21 protein-coding genes are annotated in these 23,485 nt (G+C 70.9%); 7 read left to right on the forward strand and 14 right to left on the reverse strand.

The window, feature by feature from the left end; translation table 11 throughout:
* Window positions 1-84: 84 nt before the first annotated feature.
* Complete coding sequence (locus AC3A3H_RS10130; protein ID WP_487614433.1) at window positions 85-708, forward strand: acetate uptake transporter; 624 nt, start codon at window positions 85-87, stop codon at window positions 706-708.
* 27 nt (window positions 709-735) lie between these two features.
* Here the strand turns inward: AC3A3H_RS10130 and AC3A3H_RS10135 are convergent, their stop codons facing one another.
* From AC3A3H_RS10135 to AC3A3H_RS10165, 7 genes are all read right to left on the reverse strand, one after another.
* Window positions 736-1,503, reverse strand: coding sequence for an ABC transporter ATP-binding protein (locus tag AC3A3H_RS10135; RefSeq protein ID WP_487614434.1), 768 nt, complete (start codon window positions 1,501-1,503; stop codon window positions 736-738).
* Window positions 1,500-2,288, reverse strand: a complete 789-nt coding sequence (locus AC3A3H_RS10140; protein WP_487614435.1) for an ATP-binding cassette domain-containing protein — start codon at window positions 2,286-2,288, stop codon at window positions 1,500-1,502. Before AC3A3H_RS10140 ends, AC3A3H_RS10135 begins: the two co-directional genes overlap by 4 nt.
* Window positions 2,285-3,163, reverse strand: coding sequence for an ABC transporter permease (locus tag AC3A3H_RS10145; RefSeq protein WP_487614436.1), 879 nt, complete (start codon window positions 3,161-3,163; stop codon window positions 2,285-2,287). Before AC3A3H_RS10145 ends, AC3A3H_RS10140 begins: the two co-directional genes overlap by 4 nt.
* Window positions 3,160-4,122 (reverse strand): ABC transporter permease, encoded by a 963-nt coding sequence (locus AC3A3H_RS10150; protein ID WP_487614437.1) that lies wholly within the window; start codon window positions 4,120-4,122, stop codon window positions 3,160-3,162. The genes AC3A3H_RS10145 and AC3A3H_RS10150 overlap by 4 nt, the downstream gene beginning before the upstream one ends.
* An 86-nt stretch (window positions 4,123-4,208) precedes the next feature.
* On the reverse strand, window positions 4,209-5,708 hold the full coding sequence (locus tag AC3A3H_RS10155; protein WP_487614438.1) for an ABC transporter substrate-binding protein: 1,500 nt from the start codon (window positions 5,706-5,708) through the stop codon (window positions 4,209-4,211).
* Window positions 5,709-5,774: 66 nt separating this feature from the next.
* Window positions 5,775-6,548: a DUF1684 domain-containing protein gene (locus tag AC3A3H_RS10160; RefSeq protein ID WP_487614439.1), complete on the reverse strand. Its 774-nt coding sequence runs from the start codon at window positions 6,546-6,548 to the stop codon at window positions 5,775-5,777.
* Window positions 6,549-6,583: 35 nt separating this feature from the next.
* The gene (locus tag AC3A3H_RS10165; protein ID WP_487614440.1) at window positions 6,584-7,057 is read right to left on the reverse strand and encodes a hypothetical protein; all 474 of its coding nucleotides are present in this window, start codon (window positions 7,055-7,057) and stop codon (window positions 6,584-6,586) included.
* 226 nt (window positions 7,058-7,283) lie between these two features.
* Between AC3A3H_RS10165 and AC3A3H_RS10170 the strand changes: the two genes are divergently transcribed.
* Window positions 7,284-7,532, forward strand: a complete 249-nt coding sequence (locus AC3A3H_RS10170) for a WhiB family transcriptional regulator (protein WP_018190103.1) — start codon at window positions 7,284-7,286, stop codon at window positions 7,530-7,532.
* Between the two features lie 145 nt (window positions 7,533-7,677).
* Here the strand turns inward: AC3A3H_RS10170 and AC3A3H_RS10175 are convergent, their stop codons facing one another.
* Window positions 7,678-9,171 (reverse strand): sensor histidine kinase, encoded by a 1,494-nt coding sequence (locus AC3A3H_RS10175; protein ID WP_487614441.1) that lies wholly within the window; start codon window positions 9,169-9,171, stop codon window positions 7,678-7,680.
* 140 nt (window positions 9,172-9,311) lie between these two features.
* Here AC3A3H_RS10175 and AC3A3H_RS10180 point away from each other — a divergent pair, with 140 nt between their 5' ends.
* Window positions 9,312-9,917, forward strand: a complete 606-nt coding sequence (locus AC3A3H_RS10180; RefSeq protein WP_487614442.1) for an Rv3235 family protein — start codon at window positions 9,312-9,314, stop codon at window positions 9,915-9,917.
* Between the two features lie 107 nt (window positions 9,918-10,024).
* On the opposite strand, the gene secA is transcribed toward AC3A3H_RS10180, so the two are convergent.
* The 6 genes from secA to mtrA form a co-directional block, all read right to left on the reverse strand.
* A complete protein-coding gene (secA, locus tag AC3A3H_RS10185) occupies window positions 10,025-12,829 on the reverse strand; it encodes a preprotein translocase subunit SecA (RefSeq protein WP_487614443.1) in 2,805 nt (934 codons plus the stop codon).
* A 231-nt stretch (window positions 12,830-13,060) separates the two neighbouring features.
* Entirely contained in the window at window positions 13,061-13,762 is a 702-nt protein-coding gene (gene hpf, locus AC3A3H_RS10190; protein ID WP_487614444.1) for a ribosome hibernation-promoting factor, HPF/YfiA family, read from the reverse strand.
* Between the two features lie 162 nt (window positions 13,763-13,924).
* Entirely contained in the window at window positions 13,925-14,647 is a 723-nt protein-coding gene (locus AC3A3H_RS10195; protein WP_487614445.1) for a ComF family protein, read from the reverse strand.
* 121 nt (window positions 14,648-14,768) lie between these two features.
* A complete protein-coding gene (locus AC3A3H_RS10200) occupies window positions 14,769-16,463 on the reverse strand; it encodes an LpqB family beta-propeller domain-containing protein (protein ID WP_487614446.1) in 1,695 nt (564 codons plus the stop codon).
* Complete coding sequence (gene mtrB / locus AC3A3H_RS10205; RefSeq protein WP_487614447.1) at window positions 16,460-18,154, reverse strand: MtrAB system histidine kinase MtrB; 1,695 nt, start codon at window positions 18,152-18,154, stop codon at window positions 16,460-16,462. The genes AC3A3H_RS10200 and mtrB overlap by 4 nt, the downstream gene beginning before the upstream one ends.
* Window positions 18,155-18,167: 13 nt before the next feature.
* Complete coding sequence (gene mtrA, locus AC3A3H_RS10210) at window positions 18,168-18,851, reverse strand: MtrAB system response regulator MtrA (RefSeq protein WP_487614448.1); 684 nt, start codon at window positions 18,849-18,851, stop codon at window positions 18,168-18,170.
* A 231-nt stretch (window positions 18,852-19,082) separates the two neighbouring features.
* On the opposite strand from mtrA, the gene AC3A3H_RS10215 reads away from it, so the two are divergent.
* The 4 genes from AC3A3H_RS10215 to AC3A3H_RS10230 are packed head-to-tail and all read left to right on the forward strand — an operon-like array spanning window position 19,083 to window position 23,483.
* A complete protein-coding gene (locus AC3A3H_RS10215) occupies window positions 19,083-20,546 on the forward strand; it encodes a hypothetical protein (protein ID WP_487614449.1) in 1,464 nt (487 codons plus the stop codon).
* Window positions 20,543-21,187 (forward strand): DUF4129 domain-containing protein, encoded by a 645-nt coding sequence (locus AC3A3H_RS10220; RefSeq protein ID WP_487614450.1) that lies wholly within the window; start codon window positions 20,543-20,545, stop codon window positions 21,185-21,187. Before AC3A3H_RS10215 ends, AC3A3H_RS10220 begins: the two co-directional genes overlap by 4 nt.
* Window positions 21,184-22,461, forward strand: a complete 1,278-nt coding sequence (locus tag AC3A3H_RS10225) for a DUF4350 domain-containing protein (protein ID WP_487614451.1) — start codon at window positions 21,184-21,186, stop codon at window positions 22,459-22,461. Before AC3A3H_RS10220 ends, AC3A3H_RS10225 begins: the two co-directional genes overlap by 4 nt.
* A complete protein-coding gene (locus AC3A3H_RS10230) occupies window positions 22,458-23,483 on the forward strand; it encodes an AAA family ATPase (RefSeq protein WP_487614452.1) in 1,026 nt (341 codons plus the stop codon). Before AC3A3H_RS10225 ends, AC3A3H_RS10230 begins: the two co-directional genes overlap by 4 nt.
* Window positions 23,484-23,485 lie beyond the last annotated feature (2 nt).

Below are 23,485 nucleotides of genomic sequence, written 5' to 3' on the forward strand. Positions count from 1 at the left end.
GCATAGGTGTTTGCAATCTGCGATCTGGCATTCTAATGTCGAAGGACGGCCGGTCCGGCCGTCCCGTACGAAGGAGTGCACCGCATGAGCGCAACCGCTGAGCGGACCATCGCCCACCCCACGCCCCCGGCACACCCGGCGGCCCCGGCGCGCGCCGAGGTCGCCGACCCCGGTCCGCTCGGCCTCGCCGCGTTCGCGTTGACCACCATGCTGCTGAGCCTCGCCAACGCCGGCCTGGTCGGCGAGGCGGGCGCCGCGGCCGTCGCGATGGCGCTCTTCTTCGGCGGCCTGACGCAGTTCGCCGCCGGGCTGTGGGAGTTCGCGCGCGGCAACACGTTCGGTGCGACGGCGTTCACGTCGTACGGCGCCTTCTGGCTGTCGTTCTGGTGGCTGCGCACCGCCCCGGAGCTGGCCGAGCAGGCCGGCTCCGTGGGCGTCGGCTTCTTCCTGCTGGCCTGGACGATCTTCACGGCGCTGATGACGGTCGCCGCGGCGAAGACCAACGGCGCGACGCTGACCGTGTTCGTGCTGCTCACGCTCACGTTCGTGGCGCTGACCATCGGCGACCTCGCCGGCGCGTCCGGCGCCACCGTGCTGGGAGGCTGGCTGGGGCTGGCGACGGCCGCGGTCGCGCTCTACACGTCGTGGGCCGGCGTCACGAACGAGACCTGGAAGCGGCAGGTGCTCCCGGTCTGGCCGCGCGCGTAGCGGGCCGCGAGCGCCGCGGCCGCCGGCTCAGGCGGGCAGCCGCGGCACCGACGCGATGAGGCGCTGCGTGTAGGCGTCGCGCGGGGCGCCGAGGACCTCCTGGGTCGCGCCCTGCTCCACCACGCGGCCGGCGCGCAGGACGACAGTCCGCTCGCAGAGGGTCGCGACGACGCTGAGGTCGTGGGAGACCATGACCACCGTCATGCCCTCCTGCTCGGCGAGCTCGCCGAGCAGCTCGATGATCTGGATGCGCGTCGTCACGTCGAGCGCGCTGACCGGCTCGTCGGCGAGCAGGACCCGCGGCCGCGAGACGATCGCCCGGGCGATCGCGATGCGCTGACGCTGGCCGCCGGAGAACTCGTGCGGATACCGGGTCGCCGCATCCTCGGGCAGGGCGACAGCGCGGAGCGCGTCGGCGACGCGGGCACGGGCGTCCGCGCCGGAGGCGATCCGGAGGGAGGCGAGCGGCTCGCCCACGATCCTGCCGACGCTCTGCCGGGGGTCGAGGGACGAATACGGGTCCTGGAAGACGGTCTGCACGCTGCGCTGGAACTCGCGCATCAGGGCGCGGTCGCCCCGGTCGAGCGGCCTCCCGTCGAACAGCACAGCGCCGGAGGTCGGGCTCGCCAGCCCGAGGAGCAGGGACAGCAGTGTGGTCTTGCCTGCGCCCGACTCACCCACCAGCCCGACACTGTGTCCGGATTCGACGGCGAACGAGACGCCATCCAGCGCCGAGGCGTTCGCCCGGCGGTAGCGGAAGCCCACGTCGCGGAGCTCGAGGACGGCGTCGGTCATCGCGCCTCCAGGGCGGCGTCCAGCTCGCGTGCACTGCGCACGAGCGCGGCCGTGTACGGGTCGGCCGGAGCAGTCAGGATGCGCTCGATCGTGCTCTCCTCGACGACGCGGCCGGAGCGCAGCACCAGGGCGCGCTCGGCCATCCGCGACACCACGGCGAGATCGTGGCTGACGAACAGCAGCGCCATCCCCCGCTCCGCCACCAGGGAGTCGAGGAGTGCCAGGATCTCCGCCTGCACGGTCACGTCGAGCGCGGTGGTGGGCTCGTCCGCGATGAGCAGCTGCGGCCGGCAGGCGAGCGCAGCCGCGATGGCGACACGCTGCCGCTGGCCTCCCGAGATCTCGTGCGGGTAGGCGCGTGCGATCCGCTCGGGTTCGGGCAGGCGCACCTCGTCGAGGGCGGTGTGAACGGCGTCGCGCAGCGCGGCGCCCCGCAGCCCGAGGTGCCGGCGCAGCGGCTCGGCCACCTGCGCACCGAGGCGCATCAGCGGGTCGAGCGCGGTCAGCGGCTCCTGAAAGACCGTCGACGCGGTGCTCCCGCGCAGCGGCACCAGCGTCCGCTCCTTGGCGCCGATCACCTGCACGCCCGCGAGCTCCACGCTGCCGGTCGCCGTCAGACCGTCCGGCAGCAGCCCGGTGATCGCGAACGAGGTCAGCGACTTGCCCGACCCGGACTCCCCGATCAGGCTCAGCCGCTCCCCCGCAGCGAGCCGGAACGAGACGTCCGACACCAGCGGCGACCCGTCCCGCGCCGTCACGCCGAGGTTCTGCACGTCGAGGATCATCGCGACCTCCTCCGCGTCGGGTCGGCGACGTCCCGCAGGCCGTCCGCGATCAGGTTGACGCCGACCACCAGGACGACGAGGGCGACACCGGGCGCGATGGCGCCCACCGGGGCGACCGCGACCGTCCCCTGCGCCTCCTGCAGCAGCCGGCCCCACGACGCATTGGGCGGCGGCGCGCCGAGTCCGAGGTACGACAGGCTCGCCTCGGCGAGCACGGCGACGCCGAACTGCAGCGCCAGGTTCACCCCGAGAGTCGGCCAGATGTTCGGGAGGACGTGCCGTGACACGACCCCTCCCCACGACGTGCCGGAAGTCCGCGCTGCCGTCACGTACTGCATCGCGAGGACGCGTTTCGACAGCACCCGGGTGAGTCGCGCCACCACCGCGGACATCGCCAGGCCGATGGCAAGGATGGCCGTGCCGAGGGAGGCGCCCTGCGCCGCGACGATCAGCATCGCGAGCAGCAGCACAGGGAAGGCGATGATGATGTCGAGCACCGCCGAGATGGTGTCGTCGAGCCAGCGCGTGGCGAACGCGGCCAGCATCCCGATGGTGACGCCGATGATCGCGCCGATGACCGCGGCGCCGACACCCACGGTCAGCGCGATGCGCGCACCGATCATGAGCTGCGTCGTCAGGTCGCGCCCGAACCGGTCGGTGCCCAGCCAGTGCGTGCCGTCCGGCGGCTGCAAGCGGCCTCCGGAGGTGTCCCCCTGGGAGAACGGGAGCCAGACGAACGAGAGCGCGGCGACCAGCACGACGAGACCGACGAGGGTCAGGCCGATGCCGAGCGTCACCGAGCGGCGGGCGCGGCGCCGCGTCCGTTCGCGCGGGTCCGGCGCCGTCTGCGCCGCCTGCTGCACCACCGCGCTCATCGGTTGCCCGAGATGCTCTGCCGCAGGCGCGGGTCGATCAGCCGCTGGACGATGTCGGCCACGAAGCCGACGATCAGCACCAGCAGCGTCGAGACGAACAGGATTCCCTGGATGTCGGGATAGTCGTGCTGCTGGATCGCGGTGAGCAGCATGCTGCCGAGACCCGGCAGCGTGTAGACGCTCTCGACGACGACCGCGCCGAGGAAGGTCGTCGCCAGCTCGATGCCGAGGATGGAGATGACCGGCACCGCGCCGTTGCGCAGCCCGTGCCGCCACATCGCCCGCCCGAAGCCGGAGCCGAGCGCGCGGGCGTTGCGCAGGTAGTCGCTGCCGATGACGTCGAGCGTCGCACTCCGGACGTACCGGGAGATGGACGCGCTCATCACAATGGCGATGGTGACGACCGGCAGCGCGAGCGACTGCAGCGCCGACGCCGGGTCGGCCCAGTCGTCGCGCGGGAAGCCGCCCGACGGGAACCAGCGCAGGTTCACCGCGAAGGCGTCGACGAGCAGGATGCCCACCCAGAACACCGGCACCGCGATGCCGAGCTGCGAGAAGGCGGACAGCACGAGACCGTACCAGCGGTCGGCCTTCCAGGCGGCGACGAAGCCGATCGGCAGCGCCAGGACCAGCGCGAGCACGAACGCCATCAGCGTGAGCGGGATGGTCACCGCGAGCCGCGAGGCGATCTCCGGCCCCACCGGCAGCGACGTGATGAACGACTGGCCGAGGTTCAGGGTCAGGAGGGCGCCGAACCAGTTCACGAACTGCTCCGGCAGCGGCAGGTTGCTGCCCACCTGCGCCTGCGCCGCCTTGATCTGCTCCGGCGTCGCACTGGCCGACAGCAGCGCGTTGGCAGGGTCGCCCGGCAGCACGCGGAGCAGGAAGAACAGCACGACCATCGCCAGCAGCAGGGACACCACGAGGAACGCGGTGCGGCGGAGGAGATAGGAGGTCATGGCCATTTCAGACTAGATGCTCGGGAGGCCCCGTGCGGGCCTCCCGAGCATCGGTGGACGACTCGTCTAGACGGTGGTCCTGTGGACTACTTCTTGACGATGTCGTATGCGTAGAACTGCGAGTTCAGCCCGTTCACCGGGTAGCCGCTCAGCGAGCTCGACGCCACCACGATCTGCGGGTAGAGGTACAGCCACGCGCTGGCTGCGTCCTTGGCGATCTGCTCGTTGACCTGCTTGAGCTTGGCCGTCTGCTCGGCGGTGGTGGAGGCCTGCTCGGCCTCGTTCACCCACGCGGTGACCTGCGGGTTGTCGTAGCCCCAGTAGAAGTCGGGGTTGCCGTACCAGACCACGTCGCGGTCGTTGACGTGCTCCTGCAGGGTCGCCGTGAAGTCGTGGTTCTTGAACACCTTGGTGTACCACTGGTCGGCCGAGATGGAGTTGATGTTCACAGTCACCCCGACCTTGGCGAGCTCGCTCTTCAGGAACTCCGCGACCGCCGGGTGCGGGTCGTAGGTCGGCGTGTCCAGGGTGAACGTGAAGCCGTTCGGGAGGCCGGCCGCGGCCAGCTCCTTCTTCGCCAACGCGGTGTCGTACGGGTTCACCTTGGTGAGGTCCTCGTACCAGGGGTCGCTCGGCGGGACCATCGAGCCGATGAGCGTGCCGTACTTGCCCCAGATCGAGCTGAGCAGCTTCTTGGTGTCGATCGCCGAGTAGACGGCCTTGCGGACGTCCACGTTGTTGAAGGGCGCGACCTTGTCGTTGAAGGCGAGGAGCTCCTTGGTCGTCGACTTGCCGTTGCTGATCGTGTAGTCCTTGTTGCCCTCGAACTGGGTCAGCGAGTCCGGGCTCTGGATGCTGGTGACGATGTCGACCTGGTTCGTCAGCAGTGCGTTCGAGAGGGCGCTGGCGTCGGTGAAGTAGTCGTAGACGACCTCCTTGTTCTTCGCCTTGGCGCCCCAGTACCCGCTCCAGCGCTCGAGGCTCAGCGAGCTGCCGCGCTTCCAGGTGCCGAGGGTGTACGGGCCGGTGCCGTCCTCCGCCGTCTTGTAGTTCTTCACGCCGGGGCCGTAGATCCAGACGTAGCTGAGGTTGTACGGCAGCGAGATCGAGCGCGACTTCAGCGAGATCACGACGGTCTTGTCGTCCAGGGTCTTGATGCCCGAGATGACGGCGAGCTGGGACTTGCGCGCCGACTGGGAGTCATCCGCCAGCACGCGCTCGATGCTCGTCTTGACCGACTCACTGGTGAGCGGCTTGCCGGAGTGGAACTTCACCCCGTCGCGCAGGGTGAACGTGTACGTGAGTCCATCGGCGCTCGTCGTGTACTTCGTCGCGAGCAGGGGCTCGACCTTGCCGTCGTCGGTGAGCTTGAACAGGCCTTCGTAGACGTTGCCGTTCAAAGCCTCGGTGACGCCCTGGCCGCCGCCGGCGGTGTTGTCCAGGTTGACGGGCTCGTAGAGCGAGCCGACCGCGATCGACGCGTCGGCGCCGCCGGAGGCCGACGACGAGGCGCCGGAGCAGCCGGCCAGCGCCAGGGACGCGGCGATGCCGATCGCGATCGTGGCGAGCAGGGGGGTCTTTCTCAAGGGAGTTCTCCTGTGCTGTGTGGAGTGGGGGTTGTTCGGGGAGTGAGGTTCGAGGGGAGCCGGAGCTCAGTGCGCGGCGCCGTCGCGCAGCACGACGCGCTTCTCGCCCGCGGTGACGGGGACGGGGAAGCGGTTGTTCCGCGGCGGCAGCGGACAGTTGTACTGGTCCGAGAAGCCGCACGGCGGGACGAAGGCGCGGTTGAAGTCGAGGACGGCGCGGTCGCCGTCGCGCGTGACGAAGAGGAAACGGCCGGAGGCGTAGGTTCCGTTCGGCCCCTCGGCGCCGTTGGTCGGGTCGCCGAACACCAGCAGGAGCGTGCCGTCGTCGTCGAACGCGCTGAGTGTGTACTCGACGCCCTCGCGCTCGAACGTGATGTCGCCGGGGACGACCAGCTCGCGGGTGAGACCGTTGTCGCGGATGTGCTCGAACGGGATGGTGCGCGCGTCGCTCACGGGGGTGAACGTGGCCTCCACGATCCAGGACGGGTCGAACGGGAAGGCGTCGATCGTCTCGAACGCGCGGATCGCGGGCGATGCGGCGTCCCAGAGCCGGATGCCGCGCTCCGGGGCGCCGGTGTCCAGGTTGCGACGGCTCAGCTCGGTGGCCGTGACCGTCGCCGGGTGGCCGGCGAGGGCCTGCTCCGGAGTGGTCTCGTCGCCGTCGGGAAGCCAACGGGTCTCGATGAGCGCCAGGTTGCCGGTGGGCGCGGCCACCGAGGCGAGACGCCAGGCGCGCCAGTCGGCGTAGCCGTTCTGGGCGGCCTCGATGGTCGATTCGGAGGCGAGAGCGGACGCGGATGCGAGGGCCGGAGCGGAGAGTTCAGTCACGATATCGGGCATAACAGAGCGAGTCTGCGCCTTGTTCCCGGTTCACGCTATTCGTGTGTCCGCGTATTGCGATCGTGCTCCGTGCCGTCCTCCTCGCGGCGTGCCGTCGCCCGGACGACGGACGGCGCGAGCGCCAGGACGCCCGCGATCACCGCGGGGACGAGGAGGGCCCAGCCGACGTCGGGCCGGGCGACGAGACCCTGGAAGCTGCCGACTGCGACGGCGATCATCAGGACCTGGATGGTGACGGCGGACGCCCGCGCCCAGGCGTGCAGCCGGAGGATGCCGACCAGTGTGAGGATCAGCCACGCGGCGCCGAGCGCGACCAGGATCGTGATGGCGATCGCCGTGGTGTACGACGCCGGTGTCACCGTGAGGAGCTCGTACAGCAGCCAGACCGCCAGCCCGGTGACGAGGACGGCCTCGAGCGCGAGGATGACGGCGAGTACGATCAGCAGCGGGGGCCGGGTGCGCGAAGGGGCGCCGGGCGCCGACGGGTGCGGATCGGCGGGATCGGGCACTATAGCATCCTGACGTTTCAAGCGAGTGTTCACAGCGTTATCCCATACAAAACTATTGATCCGGATCAATGGCTATGGGAGCATATTCAAGGCCGAGTTAGTGCTCACAGGGTGGTGGGCAGGTCTCATTCCCCATGGATCTGAAGAACCCTGTAACGCGGCTGCTTACCAGCATTCTAGGCCCCCTCGGGCCAGGAAACATCCAGCGAACAAGGAGCATATCTTCATGGATTGGCGCGACAAAGCCGCCTGCCTGACCGCGGACCCCGAGTTGTTCTTCCCCGTCGGAAACACGGGTCCCGCGGTCGATCAGATCGACAAGGCGAAGGCGGTCTGTGCGCGTTGCACCGTGACCGAGATCTGCTTGCAGTACGCCCTGGAGACCGGACAGGACTCCGGCGTCTGGGGAGGACTGTCCGAGGACGAGCGCCGTGCTCTCAAGCGCCGCGCCGCTCGTGCGCGCCGGGCGTCCTGACTCCCGCTCCGCAGCACTCCCGAAATACCGCACTCCCGAAACACAGCATCATCGTCGCCGAGGCGGCGCTTCCGAACACCTAGCAGACATCATCGTCCGGAAGCGCCCCTCGGCGTTTTTCGCGTCCGCCCACCTGCTGAGGGGGTCAGACGCTGGTGAGGTAGCGCAGCGGGACCTCGATGGTCACCTCGGTGCCCTGGCCCATCATCGTGTGCCAGTCGATCGCGCCGCCGAGCTCGCCCTGGATGAGCGTGCGCACGATCTGCGTGCCGAGCCCTGAGCCGACCTTGCCCTCCGGCAGTCCGGAGCCGTTGTCGACGACCTTCACTGTCAGCGACTCCTCGGTCCGGTTCGCCACGATCTCCACCTGGCCCTCGCGGCCGGCGAGGCCGTGCTCGACCGCGTTCGTGACCAGCTCCGTCAGCGCGAGCGCCAGCGGGGTCGCGTACTCGCTCGGCAGCGAGCCGAACGTGCCCGACTTCTTGGGGTGCACCGTCGTGGTGTGGCTGGCGGCGACCTCCGCCACCAGCAGCAGCACGCGGTCGAAGACGTCGTCGAAGTCCACGATCTGGGCGAGGCCGGTCGACAGCGTGTCGTGCACGACCGCGATCGCGGCGACGCGGCGCATCGCCTGGCTGAGCGCCTCCCGTGCCTCCTCCGAGTGGGTGCGGCGCGCCTGGATCCGGAGCAGCGAGGCGACCGTCTGGAGGTTGTTCTTCACCCGGTGGTGGATCTCGCGGATCGTCGCGTCCTTGGTGATGAGCTCCCGCTCCTGGTGCCGCTGCTCGGACACGTCGCGGCAGAGCACGATCGCGCCGACGCGTTCGCCGCGGTTACGGATCGGGATGGTCCGCAGCGACACAGTCACCCCGCGCGCCTCGACGTCGGTGCGCCAGGGCGCGCGTCCAGTGACGACGAGCGGAAGCGACTCGTCCACCGTGATGGTGCCGGCGAGCAGCTTGGTCGTCACGGTCGCGAGCGACTCGCCCTCCAGCTCGCCGGTGAAGCCCATCCGGTTGAAGGCGCTCAGCGCGTTCGGGCTGGCGAAGGTGGTGATGCCGTCGACGTCGAGCCGGATCAGCCCGTCCGCGGCGCGCGGGGCCCCGCGGCGGGGGGCGGCTGGTGCACCCAGGTCGGGGAAGTCACCGGACGCGATCATCGCGAACAGGTCGTTGGCGCAGTCGTTGAACGTCAGCTCCTGACGGCTGGGGGTGCGCGCCTCGCTGAGGTTGGTGTGCCGGGTGATGACGGCGACCGGCTCGTCCGCGGTCTGGGGCGAGTGGACGCTGAGCCGGCGGATCACCGGGACGGCACGGACCCGCGTCGGCGTCTCCTCGTACCAGTCGGGGGCGGAGGTATCGATGATCTGCTTCGTCCGGTACGCGTCGGTGACCTGCTGGCGCCACTCGGGCTTGATCCGCTGCCCGACGAAATCGCGATAGAAGAGGGTCGCCGCGCTCGAGGGCCGGGCGTGCGCGACGGCGACGAAGTCGTCGTCGGTCGTCGGCACCCAGAGCACGATGTCCGCGAAGGCGAGGTCGGCGAGGAGCTGCCAGTCGCCGACCAGGCTGTGCAGCCACTCCACGTCCGCCTCGGAGGAACGACCTTGGGCATTGACGAGATCACTGAGCGTCGACACTCCCCCACTATAGACAGACCGCACGTCACCGGTTGTCCACACCCGCGTTCAGACCCTGGACCACCCCCGAGGCGCGCTGATTGAGTGTTCAGCACGCACCGACGAACCTGTCGACGAGAAAGAATCGAGCACCACCAGCCATGAACGCACTCCTCTCCCCTGTCCTGGAACGGCCGACGACGGCGCGGACGCTGACCGAACGGTCGGCGACGGGGCGGCCCACCGCCGTCAGGCCGCCGCTCCGCCTCGTGCCATCGCCCCGGCTCGCGCCGCCCTCGGGAACCGACGCGGCTCCCGGCTCGGCCGCCGCGGGCTTCGAGCCTCGAACCATCGACGCCGACCTGGACGCGGGGCTCGACGCCGAGCTCGACGCAGGCGACGCGGGACTGCGCGCGGACTCGGGCATCGGCGAGGACGCCCGCCTCCTCTGCGCGACGCTCGCGCTCTGCGTCATCGAGATCCTGGCCGGCGCCCGCCCGCTCGACCAGCTGGGCCGCTGGGTCAACGACGCCGTCTTCATCCAACTGCTGCGCCGCACGGTCATCGCCGCACGATCCCGGGAGGCCACGGGCGACGACGCCCGCCGCCCCCGCGTCCGGGTCGGCGAGCCCCTCCTCAACCGACTCTGCGACTCGGTGATCGAGGCGGTCGTCATGATCCACCAGCCGACCCGATCCAGGGCGGTGGCCCTGCGGCTGGAGCGCCACCGGACGCGCTGGCGAGCGACGGCGATCACCGTGCTGTAGCGGTGGCCCGACGCCATCCGCCCGAGACGACGAACGGCGGAGCGGTCATCGACCGCTCCGCCGTTCCGGATGCCCTTGCTCAGCGCTTCCGCACGCTCACCGCGCGCTCAGCGGCGCTTCGCCTGCGCGCGGCGCTCCGCGCGGTTCACGGGGGCCTCGTCCGAGTCGTCGACGCGCTGGCCGAAGGCGCCGCGCTGCGTCGCGCCCTGCGCGGGCGGTGCCGACTGGGCCGGTGCCGTCTGGCGCTGGGCGCGTTGGGCGCGGTCGGTGGCCGCCTTCTCCAGCTGGCCGCGCTGGTTGCGGACCTCGACGTCGCCCTGCTCGCCCGGGGCCGAGTAGCTGAGGCGGACCTCCGAGTCGGAGCGGTCGAGGCCCTTGGCGGCCACTGCCGGCGCGATCTCGTCCGGGGCCTGGTTGACCTCCACCTCCAGGTTGAACAGGAAGCCGACGGTCTCCTCGCGGATGGCGCCCATCATCTGCTGGAACATGGCGTAGCCCTCGCGCTGGTACTCGACCAGCGGGTCGCGCTGCGCCATCGCCCGCAGGCCGATGCCGTCCTTGAGGTAGTCCATCTCGTAGAGGTGGTCGCGCCAGCGGCGGTCGATGACCGAGAGCACCACGCGGCGCTCCAGCTCGCGCATCGCCGGGGAGCCGATCGACTCCTCGCGCTTCTGGTAGGCGATCTTGGAGTCCGACATGATCTCGCGTCGCATGAAGTCGCGGTTGATGCGTCCCTTGTTGCCCGCCTCGGCGATGACCTCGTCGATCGACACGCCGACCGGGTACAGCGTCTTCAGCTCGGCCCACAGCGCGTCGAAGTCCCAGTCGTCACCGCTGCCCTCGCCGGTGTGCTGGTCGAGGATGTCGTCGATCACGTCGGTGAGGAACTTCTGCACGCGCTCGTGCAGGTCGTCTCCCTCGAGGATGTGGCGGCGGTCGCTGTAGATCGCCTCGCGCTGACGGTTGAGGACGTCGTCGTACTTGAGGACGTTCTTGCGGATCTCGGCGTTGCGCGCCTCCACCTGCGACTGCGCGCTGCGGATGGCGCGGCTGACCACCTTGGACTCGATCGCCATGTCCTCGGGGACGCTCGTGCGGCCCATCAGGCTCTCGGCGGCGCCCGCGTTGAACAGGCGCATCAGGTCGTCGGTCAGGGACAGGTAGAACCGGCTCTCGCCAGGGTCGCCCTGGCGGCCGGACCGGCCGCGGAGCTGGTTGTCGATACGGCGCGACTCGTGGCGCTCGGTGCCGAGGACGTACAGCCCGCCTGCTTCGATGACCTTCTCGGCCTCTTCGTTGACCTTGGACTTCACCTCGTCGAAGACGGCCTCCCACTCGGCCTCGTACTCGTCCGGCGTCTCGACCGGCGACAGGCCGCGCGAGTTCATCTCGGCGACGGCGATGAACTCGGCGTTGCCGCCGAGCATGATGTCCGTACCGCGGCCGGCCATGTTCGTGGCGACCGTGACCGAGCCGAGCCGGCCGGCCTGGGCGACGATCGCCGCCTCGCGTGCGTGGTTCTTGGCGTTGAGGACCTCGTGGCGCACGCCCTTCTTGGCGAGCAGGCGCGAGAGGTACTCGCTTTTCTCGACGCTCGTCGTGCCGACCAGGACCGGCTGGCCCTTCTCGTACCGCTTGGCGATGTCCTCAACGACCTGGTCGAACTTCGCCTTCTCGTTCTTGTAGACGAGGTCCGGCTGGTCCTTGCGCTGCATCGGCTTGTTGGTCGGGATCGGGACGACGCCGAGCTTGTACGTGCTCATGAACTCGGCCGCCTCGGTCTCGGCGGTACCGGTCATGCCGGACAGCTTCTTGTAGAGGCGGAAGTAGTTCTGCAGCGTGACCGTGGCGAGGGTCTGGTTCTCGGCCTTGACCTCCACGCCCTCCTTGGCCTCGATCGCCTGGTGGATGCCCTCGTTGTAGCGGCGGCCGACCAGGATGCGACCGGTGTGCTCGTCGACGATGAGCACCTCGCCGTTCATCACGACGTAGTCCTTGTCGCGCTTGAACAGGGCGTTGGCCTTGATCGCGTTGTTGAGGAACGAGATGAGCGGGGTGTTCGCCGACTCGTAGAGGTTGTCGATGCCGAGGTAGTCCTCGACCTTCTCGATGCCCGGCTCGAGCACGCCGACCGTGCGCTTCTTCTCGTCGACCTCGTAGTCGACCTCGGGCGTGAGGCGGGTGGCGAGGCTGGCGAACTCGTTGAACCAGCGGTTGGCCTCGCCGGAGGACGGGCCCGAGATGATGAGCGGGGTGCGCGCCTCGTCGATGAGGATGGAGTCCACCTCGTCGACGATCGCGAAGTAGTGGCCGCGCTGGACCATGTCGCTCGCCTGCCACGCCATGTTGTCGCGCAGGTAGTCGAAGCCGAACTCGTTGTTCGTGCCGTAGGTGATGTCGGCGGCGTACTGCTCGCGGCGCTCCTCCGGGGTCTGGCCGGAGAGGATGACGCCGGTCGACATGCCGAGGGCGCGGAAGACGCGGCCCATCAACTCGGACTGGTAGCTCGCCAGGTAGTCGTTGACCGTGATGACGTGCACTCCACGGCTGGTGATGGCGTTGAGGTACGCCGCGGTGGTGGCCACCAGCGTCTTGCCCTCACCGGTCTTCATCTCGGCGATGTTGCCCAGGTGGAGGGCGGCGCCGCCCATGATCTGCACGTCGAAGTGGCGCATGCCGAGCGTCCGCTTGGACGCCTCGCGCACGGCGGCGAACGCCTCGGGGAGGAGGTCGTCCAGCGACTCGCCGTTGCTGTAGCGCTCGCGCAGCTCGACGGTCTCGTGCATGAGTTCGTCGTCGGTCAGCTCGCTGAAGTCGTCCTCGAGGGCGTTGACAGCCTTCGCGTACGCCTCCAGGCGGCGGAGGGTTCGTCCCTCGCCGACGCGGAGAACCTTTTCAAGAACTGAGGCCACTGATGCACTCCATTTTGCTCGGTCGGGCCGATGATGCCCGCGCCACGGCGGGCGCACGCCGCACGGCATACTCCGCCGACGATAGAGAACATCGTACTTGGTCAGCCCCGGAGCGCGTCCCGCAGTCCCTGGGAGGGCGCTGCGAGCATGGTGGAGGCAGGCGCAGAGTCAGGTGACGCCGATGGTGTGCGCCGCCCGGGCGCACGCCATCGGCGCGCCTTGCGAGTGCGGTCAGCCGAGCTTGCGGCTGGCCGTGGCGACCTCCTGCAACTCGTCCGCTTCGTCGTCGAGGGCGATCACGCCGTAGTCCCAGCCCTTGCGGCGGTACACGACGCTCGGCCGCTTGGTCTCCTGATCCACGAACAGATAGAAGTCGTGGCCCACCAGCTCCATGTAGTAGAGGGCGTCGTCGACCGTCATCGGGATGCTCGCGAAGACCTTCTGGCGGATCACGACGGGGCTGTACTCCTCTTCAGCCTCCGCCCCCTCCGTCGCCTCGTCGGCCACGACCGGGACGCTCCCGGTGCGCACCTGGTCGAGCACCGACACCGGTGCCGCCGCGAGCCCGACCGCGCTGAACCCGTCGGTGCTCGCCTCCCGCAGGGAGGTCGGCCGATGCTGTCCGCGATGCACCTTGCGCCTGTCCTTGGCCCTCCTCACACGTTCGAGAAGCTTCCCGAGCGCGATGTCGAACGCAGCGTACTTGTCGGTCCCGGTCGCTTCGGACCGGACCACCGCTCGCGGTCCGACCAGGGTCAGCTCGACCCGGTCGTCGCCGTTCTGGGATCCCAGCTTCTCGTTGTGCCTGCTGACCTTGATCTCGAAGGAGATTGCCCGCTCGGCGAGATGGGAGACCTTGTCGGCCTTCTCTGTCGCATATTCGCGGAAGCGATCAGTGATTCCCAGGTTGCGTCCGACGATGTTGATGTCCATGGAGACCTCCCTGATCCGGCGTGACGTCCGCCCGGATCACGAAGGGCGGATCGCTCTCGCCTTTTCGACTACCGTAGTGCGCCCCCGCACGTAACGGAACCGTTATCGACGGGTGAATTCCACGATTCCGCTGGACGTTCGCTGGGTGAGCCGCGGGGCCGGTCATCGCCGCCGCAATCGCGTGCGCGCGACGGTCGCGGCGCCGCAGACCGAACCGCCGGCCGCGGTGATCGCCCGCGCGGCCTCGGCGATCGTGGCCCCGCTCGTAACGATGTCGTCGACGATCACGCAGCGCCGACCGCGCAGCCGCCGCGACGCGACCATGCTGCCCGCGCGATTTCCTGCGCGCGCCGCACTGCCGAGCGCGGCCTGGTCCGCCGTCTGCCGTGTCAGCCGGAGCGCGCGCCAGAGCGGAGGCGCGAGGACACGGGACCGGGCGAGCACCATCCCGGTCGGGTGGTAGCCGCGGCGGCGCCAGGCGGCGCGCGTCGACGGGATGAGGACGGGGACCACGCCCGCCCCACCCGCGCGCCTGTCGCGGACGCGCCGATCGGCGGAGTCCGCCGGCCGTGCCGCCGCGGCGAGGGCCGGACGCAACGTACGGGCGAGCGCTCCGGCCGCATCCACCCGGCCGCCGTCCTTGTAGGCGAGCAGCACGGCTCGTGGCACCTCTGAGTAGTCGAGCGACGACCACACCTGCACCCCGGCGACCGAATGCCGGAGCGGATCCGGTTCCAGTGCGCGCGTGCAGTCGGCGCAGAGCGAGCGGTCGGGAGCGGAGCATCCGGCGCAGCGGACGGGAAGCAGCACGGCGGCGGCGTCCAGCATCGCGTCGCGGAAGACCCGGCGTGGGCCGGAACGGAGGGAACCAGTGGTGATCGTCATGCATCCAGCCTCGCGGCGAGGCCGCCACCGCCGGCCCGGACGGACGAATCCGTGGAGAACCGCCGGATCGCACTCCGCTGTGGAGGAAAGCCCACCGCGAACAGCCCGACCGGGCCTCCGGTCAGGGCTGCCCGAGCTGCACCGCGACGGCGCCGACCTTGTCGGTCTGCGTCTGCCACCCGCTCCCCGTCGGCGCCTGCAGCGTCCCGTCGGCGGCGAGGACGAGATACCGGGACAGCCCTCCCGCGCCCACGATCGTTCGCCCGGTCGCCGGACCGGTCGTGGTCGACGTGGTGCCTCCGATGGTCTGCTCGGCGATCCCGGTCGCATCGCCGTTGGTCGCGCTGAGCACCACGACCGTGAGCTCGCCCGTCCAGGCGATCGAGTTCGGGACGCCGTCGCCGATGCTCAGCTCGATCGGCGCCGTGAGGGAGGTGGGCAGCCCGTCCGACCCGCGGACGACGCCCGCGGCCACGACCGAGTAGCCCGTCGTCGTGCGCAGCACGGCGACCACGCGCGTCCCGTCGCGCGACACGGCCAGGGCGACGATGCCGACCGCGCCGGGCCAGTCGACCTTCACGGCGTGCGGCTGGCCGTTCGACCCGGCGACCTGGAGGGCGTTCGGGGCCGCGGCCGGAACGCTCCACAGCCAGCCCTGGTTGTCGAGCGCCGGCGCGATCAGACCGGCACGCGCGTCGACGCGGACCGGCTCGCCGGACTTGCGCACGAGCACCGCGGCGCCGTGCGACAGCACCGCGACCTCGTCGCGCGCGGCGTCCACCGTCGCCGCGGAGGGCTGGAGCGCCACGACTTTGTCGCTGAGCCCGCTCAACGGCGTGATGGTCGAGCCGTTCAGGAGGCCGAACGACTCGCCGCGGTAGACGACGGCGTGCGAGTCCACCGGCGGGTCCTGCAGCGGCACCGACCCGTCGGGCAACGGCGCGACCTGCTGCTGGTTGCCCTCGATCGAGAGCTGCACCGACGACGCCAGCGACCCGAGGCTCTGCTCGATCTGGAGCTGCATCCGCTGGAGCTGCAGCTGGTCCGCCTGACTCGCCTCGGAGCTCAGGTCGACGTGCGCGACGCCGTTCGACGTCGTGACCGCCGGGACCGCGAGCTGCGTTCCTTGCGGGAAGGCGTTGGTGACGGCGCCGGTCAGCCATTTCGCGGGCCCGGCGAGGACCGCGCTCGCCACGCGCGTCGCGGCCGTGGCGACTCTGGCGGGGAACCAGCGCGCGTCCGGCACGAGGTAGGAGTAGTCGGCGCTGTAGAAGTAGAGCGTCTGCTGGCTGAAGACGGCCCGGAAGGTCGGATCGTCGATGACGACGCCGTCCGGGGCGACGGAGATGCGCCACTGGCCGTTCTCCTTGGCCACCTCGTAGCTGAGCCCGACCGGCGCGGTGCTCGCGACGGGGTGGTACGTGCCCACGCTGTCGACGTTGGCGACCGGGGTGACGTCGACCGACCACTGGGTCCCGGTGTGGTCGAAGGCGCGGCTGCGGCCGTCGTCCACCGTCACCGACTCGTCCGGGTTCCAGGAGGCGGCCATCGACCGGGTGAGGTACTCCCTGGCGATGCCGAAGTTGTTCTTGGGGCTGGAGGCGGCGTCGATGAAGCCCTGCACGATCCGCTGCGGCGTCGCGCCGTTCTCCGGCGGCGAAGGGTTGAAGTCGAGGTCGAGCTGGTCGTTGACCTGCGCGACCGGTCCGCCCTGTCGCACCGGGCCGGCGTCCGGGAGGCTCGCGCAGGCCGCCAGCACCAGTGCGAGCGCCGCGGCGACGGCGACGGCGAGGCCGCGCGCGGTCCGGCGGATCATGCGCGCGCCTCGCTTCCGGGCAGCGGCGCCGAGCCGAGAGCCGGCGCGACACGGTCGAGCGCTCCGGTGTCGTCCGGCTCCGACGACTCCGGCGGCACCGGCTTCGTGCCGGCGTCGACCGGAGGCAGCGGGAGCGGCGAGGCGATGATGCCCTTGCCGGCGAACCGCGGCAGAGTCAGCCGGAAGCACGACCCCTGCGCGGGCATCGACCAGACCTGGAGCCATCCCGAGTGCAGCGTGGCGTCCTCCAGCGAGATGGCGAGGCCGAGCCCGGTGCCGCCGAGGGTGCGCTTGCGGGATGGGTCCGCACGCCAGAACCGGTCGAAGACGTGGTTGACGTCCTGCTGGCTCATGCCGATGCCGTAGTCCCGGACCGCGAGCGCGACCGCCGTCTCGTTGCTGTCGACAGTCACCACGACCGGAGCTCCCTCGCCGTGCTCGATCGCGTTGCCGATCAGGTTGCGCACGACGCGGCGGATGCGGCGGGGGTCCATGCCCACGTCGAAGTAGCCGCCCGGCGCTTCGAGCCTGAGCTCGGAGCCGTTCTGCTCGGAGAGCGTGCGCAGCTCGTCGACGACCTCCTCCGCGAGCCGGACCAGGTTGGTGGGCTCCGGATCCAGCGCGACCGAGCCGGCGTCGTAGCGGCTGATCTCCAGCAGGTCGGAGAGCAGGCGGTCGAACCGCTCGATCTGGGTGTGCAGCAGCTCGGCCGTGCGGGAGGTCGCCGGCGGGAACGAGCCGCGCTGGTCGTAGATGACGTCGCCCGCGAGCCGGATGGTCGTCAGCGGCGTGCGCAGCTCATGCGACACGTCGGACACGAACCGCTGCTGGAGCTGGGAGAGCGTCGCCAGCTGGTTGATCTGGCTCTGCATGCTGTCCGCCATCCCGTTGAACGAACGGGCCAGCGAGGCGAAGACGTCCTCGCCCTTCTCGGGGATGCGCACGGCGAGGTCGCCGGCGGCGAGGCGCTCGCTGGTGCGCGCGGCCACCCGGATCGGCTCGACGACGAACCGCACGATGAGCCAGGTGATCGCGCCGATGAGGACGATCAGCGCGATCCCGGCGAGCAGCAGCGTGTTCTGCACGAACAGCAGGGTGCTCTCGGAGTCCCGCAGGTTGTAGCCGATGTAGAGCTCGTACCGGCCGTACGACGGCAGGGTGAGCTGGGTGCCGACGACGATTCCGGGGTCCGTGGAGTCGGAGGTCGCCGGCAGTGCGACCGACTGGTAGAACTGCTTGGTCCCGCCGTTCTCCACGGCGGTGCGCAGCTCCGGGGAGATGACCGGGTTGAGCGCGGGGCTGCCGCGGTCGGGAGGTGCGAGCACGCTGGTGTCCTGGCCGGGGACCCGGTAGGCCGCGATCAGCCGGCTGGAGGTCGACGCCTGCACCGACTGCAGGGTCGAGTTGAGCAGGTTCTTGCCGCTGTCGCCCGACGAGATGTCCGACGCGTTGAGCGTCGTCTGCGCGGCCGTGGTCGCCCGGCTGGAGTCGCGGAGCGCCTGGTCGAGCCGGGACTGGTAGAGGTCGTTGCTGATGCTGAGCGCCATGTAGACCCCGGTGACCAGGATCGCGACGCCGGTCAGGAGCAGCGTGATCGCGACCGTGCGCAACTGCAGCGAGCGCCGCCACAGGCTCGCCAGGGTGGACGGCACCTGCCGCCACCACTCCCTGTCGGGCCACCGGAAGCGCATCGCGGCCTCCCGGTCAGGTCGCCGCGCCTGCGCGGTAGCCGACCCCGCGCACGGTCATGACGATCTTCGGGTTGTCCGGGTCGTTCTCCACCTTGGCGCGCAGGCGCTGGACGTGGACGTTCACCAGGCGCGTGTCCGCCTTGTAGTGGTATCCCCAGACCTGCTCGAGCAGCATCTCGCGGGTGAAGACCTGCTGCGGCTTGGAGGCCAGGGCGAGCAGGAGGTCGAACTCGAGCGGGGTGAGCGCGATCCGGGAGTCGCCGCGGCGCACCTCGTGGCCGGCGACGTCGACGACGAGGTCGCCGACGCGCAGCTGCTCGGCGGGCGGGCTGATCGGTGCGGGGCGCAGCCGGGTGCGGATGCGCGCGACCAGCTCCTTGGGGTTGAACGGCTTGACCATGTAGTCGTCTGCACCGGACTCGAGGCCCTTGACGACATCGGCCGTGTCGGACTTGGCGGTCAGCATGATGACCGGCGTGCCGGACTCCGCGCGGATGCGGCCGCACACCTCGATGCCGTCGAGGCCGGGCAGCATCAGGTCGAGCAGGACGAGGTCGGGCCTCGCGGTGCGGAAGATGTCGAGCGCCTGCGCGCCGTCTTCGCAGAACACGGGGTCGAATCCCTCGGTGCGGAGCACGATGCCGATCATCTCGGCCAGGGCGGTGTCGTCGTCGACCACCAGGATGCGACTAGTCATGTCCGAAGATTCCCCTGAACCCCTCTCGGGCGGCGATCGCCGCAGCAGTAACGGGTCCAGCGTAGTCGAGGAGGCTGCACGAGCCTTGTATGACGGCCCGATGCCGGCTGTGTGCAGGTCGAGACTGTGGATGAACGGGTCGCCCACGTGCCCTGTGGGCGGGGCATCGCTCGGGGGGGCGGATGTGCCAGCATGGGAGCACCGCATCAGACGGGGGATGAGAGGCACGGCGTGAGCGACGACCAGACCTGGCGGGCACCGGGAGCGGCCGAGGAGCCGCGGGCGGATGGCTCGGGGGCTGAGAGTTCGACGCCTGGAGCGCAGGCGGCCGGGCCGGCGGGCGACGCGGCCGGCCAGGCGGCTCCGGAGCCGCCGCGGTATGGGGAGTATGCGCCGCAGCAGGGATACCCGCAGCAGGGATACCCGCAGCAGCCCGGCTATCCGCAGCAGCCCGGCTACCCGCAGCAGGGATACCCCCAGCAGCCCGGCTACCCACAGCAGCCCGGCTACCCACAGCAGGGATACCCGCAGCAGAGCGGCTACCCCTACGGCAACGAGCAGCCCGGCTGGCAGCAGCCCGGCTGGCAGCAGCCCTACGCCACGAACGGCGCCCAGCCCGGTTGGGCCCCGCCGCCCAAGCCGGGGCTGATCCCGCTGCGACCGCTCGGCTTCGGAACGCTGCTCGGCGCGCCGTTCCAGGCGCTGCGCCGCAATCCGAAGATCACCGTCGGGGCGGCGCTGCTGCTCCAGGGCATCCCCGCCATCGTCGTCACCGCCCTGATCGGCGGCGGCGTGTACCTCCTGGTCTCCCGGATCGGCAACGCCGATGCCGCCGACCGGGGCACGATCGAGGCCGGGGCGGTCGGCGGCACGATCGTGCTCGGCGTGCTGGCCATCGTCATCTCGACGGTGTTCAGCGCGCTGCTGCAGGGCATCGTCGTCACCGAGGTGTCGCGGGAAACCCTCGGCGAGAAGCTGACGTTCCGGGCGCTCTGGGAGCGCGTCCGCTCCCGGTTCGGCGCGCTCATCGGCTGGACCTTCCTGCTCTCGCTCGGCTGGCTCCTCGCCCTCGCGCTCGTGGTGGCCGTCGTCGTCGCCCTGGCCGCGCTGGGCGGCACGGCCGGCATCATCGGAGGCGTGCTGGCCGGCATCGGCGGCGCCCTCGGCCTCCTCGGGCTGTACATCTGGCTGAACACCAAGCTCTCGCTCGTGCCGAGCGCGCTCGTGATCGAGCGGCTGCCTCTGCGGAACGCCATCCCGCGCTCGTGGCGGCTCACCGTCGGCTACTTCTGGCGCACGTTCGGGCTCATCTTCCTGATCGCGGCGATCATCTACGCGGTGACCCAGGTGATCTCGATCCCGTTCGCGATCATCGGCGGGATGCTCGGCGGGATCTTCGCGCCGACCTCCCTCAGCTCCGGCGATCCGAACTCGTACAGCCAGCTCATCGTCAGCCAGCTCGGGGTGAACGGGCTGTCGGCGATCGTCGGCGCGATCGTCGGCGCCATCGGCAGCGTCGTGCAGTCGGCCGCCCTCGGCCTCATCTACATCGACCTCCGGATGCGCAAGGAAGGCCTCGACCTGGAGCTGGTGCGCTTCGTGGAGGCCCGCCAGACCGGTCAGGACCTCCCGGATCCGTACACGCAGCCCGCGCCGGGAGCGACCGCGCCGGCCGCGACCTGGCCCGGCGCGTGAGCGTGCGCTTCGACATCCCCGTCGATCCGAGCTCGCCGCAGGCGCAGGACTGGATCCGCAACGAACTCGCCAAGCCCGAGTATCAGGCTGCCAAGCCGACCTGGTTCGACATCGCCTCCAAGACGGTGCAGGACTGGCTCGCCTCCCTGCTCAACGGGCCGACCGGAGACGCCGGGCCCGTGCTCCTCGTCGTGGTCGTGCTGATCGTCGCGGCCCTCATCGTCGTCGCCTTCCTCGTGTTCGGCCTGCCCCGGATCAACCGTCGGACGGCGGCAGCCCCGCGGGCGCTGTTCGGGGCCGGCGACGCGCGCTCCGCGGAGGAACTGCGGCGCTCGGCCGCCGAGGCCGCCCGCGCAGCGGACTGGCCGCTCGCGATCGAAGAGCAGTTCCGCGCCATCGCGGTCGCGCTGCACGAGCGCACGCTGGTGGACGTGCACCCCGGCACCACCGCGACCGAGTTCGCCGCGCAGGCGTCGCGTGCCGCTCCCGCGCAGGCGGCCGGGCTGCGGCAGGCCGCGCGGACGTTCGACGAGGTGCGCTACCTCGACCGACCCGGCTCCGAGGCCGGCTACCGGCAGCTCCTCGACCTCGACGGGGACCTCGAGCGGCTGCGGCCGGCCCGGGAGGCCGTGATCGCATGACCGGAGCCCTCGCACCCGAGACCGAGCGGCCTCCCGCGCACGAGCCGGGCCCGGCCGACGCGCCGGCGGTCTCCCCCACCGTGCGCCGCACCGCGCGGCGCGCCGTGCCGTGGATCGTCCTCGGCGTCATCGCCGTGCTCGTCGGGCTCTCCGGCGTGCTGGTCAACGGCGGCGGCTCGGTCGGCGGCGACCCGTTGAGCGCCACCAACCCGGGCCCCGCGGGCGGCAAGGCTCTGGCCCAGGTGCTCGGCCGGCAGGGCGTGACCGTGCGCACCGCGGGCACGCTCGGCGAGGTGCGCGACGCCGCGGGCGACGACAGCACGGTGCTCGTCTTCGACCCCAGCGGCAACCTCGACCGGGACGGCTACGACCAGCTCAGCTCGATCGCGAGCACCATCGTGCTCGTCGAGCCCGGCTTCACCGCGTTGCAGGCCCTCGCGCCCGGCGTCCACGCCGCGGGCGACCCCGGCTCGACGGCCACAGCCGGCTGCGATCTGCCCGTCGCGGAGCGGGCCGTCCGGATCGACCCGCGTGCCACCGCGAACACGAAGGACTCCTCCTCGCCCGGCAGCTTCCGCGCGACCGGCGACGCGACCGCGTGCTTCGAGGGGTCGGGAGGCCGGGCCTCGCTGGTGGAGACGACCTACGACGGCCGCACGGTCTATCTTCTCGGCTCGGCCGCCGTGCTCATGAACGACGGCGTGGACCGGCTCGGCAACGCGGCGCTCGGCCTCGGCCTCCTCGGCGAGCACCGCACGCTCGTGTGGTACCTGCCCGGCCTGCTCGACCGCCCGGTCACCGGGCCGGCCGACCTGGCGTCGCTGACGCCGGGCTGGGTGACGCCGGTCCTCCTGCTCCTGACGCTGGTGTTCGTCGCCGCCGCGGTCTGGCGCGGCCGCCGGTTCGGCCCGCTGGTCGTCGAGCACCTCCCCGTGGTCGTGCGCGCGGGCGAGACGCGCGAGGGCCGCGCGCGCCTGTACCAGCGGTCGTCGGCGCGGCTCCGCGCCGCCGACGCGCTCCGCATCGGCGCGATCGGCCGGCTCGCCGCCCTGGTCGGCCTCCCGCGCGTCTCGACCACGGAGGAGGTGGCCGACGCCGTCGCCGCCCTCACGGGCCGCGATCACGGCGGCATCCTCTACCTGCTCCTGGAACAGCATCCCGCCAGCGACCGCGAGCTCGTCGAGCTCTCGGACCGGCTGGCCGAACTCGAACGCGCAACGGCCGACGCCGCCTCGCCGCACACCCCGCGAACGACCGGAAGAATGGAACCATGACCGACCTCACGACCGGAACCCCGTCCGCCCCGGCAGCACCGGGCGCCGCCTCAGCGCCGCCGCCGGCCGGCTCGGCCGAGCTGCGGCACGCCCTCGCGCGGGTGCGGGCCGAGGTCGGCAAAGCCGTCGTCGGCCAGGAGGGCGCGGTGACCGGCCTGATCATCGCGCTGCTCGCCCGCGGGCACGTGCTCCTGGAGGGCGTGCCCGGCGTCGCGAAGACCCTCCTCGTCCGCTCGCTCAGCGAGGCTCTGCAGCTGTCGACGACGCGCATCCAGTTCACGCCTGACCTGATGCCGGGCGACGTAACCGGCTCGCTCGTCTACGACGCGCAGACCGGCGGGTTCGTCTTCCGCGAAGGCCCGGTGTTCACGAACATCCTGCTGGCGGACGAGATCAACCGCACACCGCCGAAGACCCAGTCCGCGCTGCTGGAGGCAATGGAGGAGCGCCAGGTGAGCGTCGACGGCGTCAGCCGCCGCCTCCCGGACCCGTTCATCGTCGCCGCCACCCAGAACCCGATCGAGTACGAGGGCACCTATACCCTCCCGGAGGCCCAGCTCGACCGCTTCCTGCTCAAGCTCACCCTGGACGTCCCGGAGCGCGAGGCCGAGGTCGAAGTGCTGCGCAGGCACGCCGCCGGCTTCGACCCGCGCGACCTGGCCGGCGCCGGGGTGACGCCGGTGCTCGACGCCCGGCAGCTCGAGGCCGCACGCGCCGCCGCCGCGGCGGTCGGCGCCAACCCCGACGTGCTCGCCTACATCGTCGACCTGGCCCGCGCGACCCGCCGCAGCCCGTCGGTGCGCCTCGGGGTCAGCCCGCGCGGCACGACGGCGCTGCTCGCCGCCGCGAAGGCCTGGGCGTGGCTGTCCGGCTACGACTCGATCACGCCCGACCACGTGCAGGCCATGCTCATCCCGGTCTGGCGGCACCGCATCCAGCTGCGCCCCGAGGCGGAGCTGGAGGGCGTGGGCGCGGACGCCGTGCTGCGCTCGATCGTCCAGCAGGTCCAGGTCCCGATCTAAGC

It is taken from the genome of Leifsonia sp. Soil_N53 (assembly GCF_057655165.1).

Bases quoted from the DNA above. Each gene is read 5' to 3' on its own strand.
- AC3A3H_RS10130 (WP_487614433.1), top strand. From the start codon at position 85: ATGAGCGCAACCGCTGAGCGGACCATCGCCCACCCCACGCCCCCGGCA.
- AC3A3H_RS10135 (WP_487614434.1), bottom strand. From the start codon at position 1,503: ATGACCGACGCCGTCCTCGAGCTCCGCGACGTGGGCTTCCGCTACCGC.
- AC3A3H_RS10140 (WP_487614435.1), bottom strand. From the start codon at position 2,288: ATGATCCTCGACGTGCAGAACCTCGGCGTGACGGCGCGGGACGGGTCG.
- AC3A3H_RS10145 (WP_487614436.1), bottom strand. From the start codon at position 3,163: ATGAGCGCGGTGGTGCAGCAGGCGGCGCAGACGGCGCCGGACCCGCGC.
- AC3A3H_RS10150 (WP_487614437.1), bottom strand. From the start codon at position 4,122: ATGACCTCCTATCTCCTCCGCCGCACCGCGTTCCTCGTGGTGTCCCTG.
- AC3A3H_RS10160 (WP_487614439.1), bottom strand. From the start codon at position 6,548: ATGCCCGATATCGTGACTGAACTCTCCGCTCCGGCCCTCGCATCCGCG.
- AC3A3H_RS10170 (WP_018190103.1), top strand. From the start codon at position 7,284: ATGGATTGGCGCGACAAAGCCGCCTGCCTGACCGCGGACCCCGAGTTG.
- AC3A3H_RS10180 (WP_487614442.1), top strand. From the start codon at position 9,312: ATGAACGCACTCCTCTCCCCTGTCCTGGAACGGCCGACGACGGCGCGG.
- hpf (WP_487614444.1), bottom strand. From the start codon at position 13,762: ATGGACATCAACATCGTCGGACGCAACCTGGGAATCACTGATCGCTTC.
- AC3A3H_RS10195 (WP_487614445.1), bottom strand. From the start codon at position 14,647: ATGACGATCACCACTGGTTCCCTCCGTTCCGGCCCACGCCGGGTCTTC.
- AC3A3H_RS10200 (WP_487614446.1), bottom strand. From the start codon at position 16,463: ATGATCCGCCGGACCGCGCGCGGCCTCGCCGTCGCCGTCGCCGCGGCG.
- mtrB (WP_487614447.1), bottom strand. From the start codon at position 18,154: ATGCGCTTCCGGTGGCCCGACAGGGAGTGGTGGCGGCAGGTGCCGTCC.
- mtrA (WP_487614448.1), bottom strand. From the start codon at position 18,851: ATGACTAGTCGCATCCTGGTGGTCGACGACGACACCGCCCTGGCCGAG.
- AC3A3H_RS10225 (WP_487614451.1), top strand. From the start codon at position 21,184: ATGACCGGAGCCCTCGCACCCGAGACCGAGCGGCCTCCCGCGCACGAG.
- AC3A3H_RS10230 (WP_487614452.1), top strand. From the start codon at position 22,458: ATGACCGACCTCACGACCGGAACCCCGTCCGCCCCGGCAGCACCGGGC.